This is a genomic window from Halomonas sp. 707D4, from assembly GCF_024158685.1.
In the GTDB taxonomy this organism is placed as follows: domain Bacteria; phylum Pseudomonadota; class Gammaproteobacteria; order Pseudomonadales; family Halomonadaceae; genus Vreelandella.
Genome location: NZ_JAMZBD010000604.1, coordinates 1 through 1,592, shown reverse-complemented (window position 1 = coordinate 1,592; position 1,592 = coordinate 1). Strand labels below are relative to the sequence as shown.

Annotated in this window: 2 protein-coding genes; both read right to left on the bottom strand. The window is 67.8% G+C overall.

Translation table 11 applies throughout. The features are described from left to right. Nucleotides 1-1,324 (bottom strand): penicillin-binding protein 2 (locus BIS11_RS17080; RefSeq protein WP_253586654.1); only part of this gene is annotated, 1,324 nt, incomplete at its 3' end. Further along, on the bottom strand, nucleotides 1,321-1,584 hold the full coding sequence (ftsL, locus tag BIS11_RS17075; protein ID WP_253586655.1) for a cell division protein FtsL: 264 nt from the start codon (nucleotides 1,582-1,584) through the stop codon (nucleotides 1,321-1,323). The genes BIS11_RS17080 and ftsL, both read right to left, overlap by 4 nt. Nucleotides 1,585-1,592 lie beyond the last annotated feature (8 nt).

Below are 1,592 nucleotides of genomic sequence, written 5' to 3'. Positions count from 1 at the left end.
GCGGCATGCGCATGCCGCCGTTGGCAAGCGCCGTGTAGGCGCTGGCGAGCTGGATCGCCGAGACCGAGAGCCCGTAGCCGTAGGAGAGCGCGGCGCGCTCGCTGCGTGACCAGCGCACCGGTGCCGGAAGGCTTCCGGTCGATTCACCAGGAAAGCCGGTGCCCGGGCTCTGGCCGAAGCCGAGCTGGTTGTACTTCTCCCACACCGTGGTGTCGTCGAGCTGCAGGGTGAGCTTGGACATGCCGATGTTGGAGGATTTCTCGAGAATGCCGGGCAGGTCGAGCTCGCCGTAGTTGCGGATGTCGCGGATGGTGAACTGGTCGATGCGCATCCAGCCGGGCGAGGTATCCACCACCACGTTACGATCGACCACGCCGCTTTCGAGGATCGCCGCCATGGCCAGCGGCTTCATGACCGAGCCTGGCTCGAACACGTCGACCAGCGCCTGGTTGCGCAGCCCCCGCGGGTCGAGCCCGGCGCGGTTGTTGGGGTTGTAGGACGGCAGGTTGGCCATCGCCAGCACCTCGCCGGTGCGCGCATCCATGGTGACCAGCACGCCGCCATCGGCCTCGTTCTCGGCGACCGCCGCGCGCAGCTCCCGGTAGGCCATGTACTGGATGCGCTGGTCGATGGCGAGCGACAGCTCGCCGCCGGGCTGGGCATCGCTGATGATGCCGAGCTCGCGCACCAGTCGCCCGCGACGGTCCTTGAGCACCCGGCGCTGGCCCGGGTGGCCGGCCAGAAACGGCTGGTAGGCGAGCTCGAGCCCCTCCTGGCCGATATCGTCGACGTTGGTGACGCCCAGAAGCTGGGCGGCGACTTCGCCGGCCGGGTAGTAGCGCTTGTACTCGCGCTGCTGGTAGACACCGGGCGTGCGCAGATCGAGAATGCGCTGGGCCGCCTCCGGCGTCATCTGACGGCGCAGGTACATGAACTCGCGGTTCTCGTAGCGCGCCACGCGCGACTCCAGGTCGTCCAGGCTCATGCCCAGCGCCTGGGCGAGCATCACCCGCTGGATGCCATCGGTAGGCAGCTCCTGGGGGTTGGCCCAAAGCGTCACCACGGGCGTGGAGATCGCCAGCGGCTCGCCGTTGCGGTCGGTGATCATGCCGCGATGGGAGGGAATCACCTCGTGGCGCAGCGTTCTTGCATCGCCCTGGCTTTGCAAGAACGGCCGGTCGATGACCTGCAAAAGCGTGATGCGCCCGATCAGCACGATGGCGGCCAGCGCCACCAGGATCAGGATGAAGAGAAAGCGCCCGCCCCCGAGGGGCGGCGCGATCGGCAGCTGTCGGGAACTCCCTCCCCGTCGCCGTTGGTTCATGGCCTTATGACCTCGACATCGTTGACATCGGGAATGCGCATGTCGAGCCGGTCGGTGGCGATCTGCTCGATGCGCGCCGGCGTCGACCAGGCGCCCTCTTCAAGGAGCAGTTGCCCCCACTCGGTCTGCAGCTGGCTCTTCTCCTGCTCGAGGCGCTGGAGATGAGCGTACTGGGTGCGGGTCATGTGCGTGGTCGCCACCACCGCGAGCGCCGTGAGCAGGCAGGCCAGAAACAGCAGCGTGATGACCAAAGGCCACAGGCGGGGGC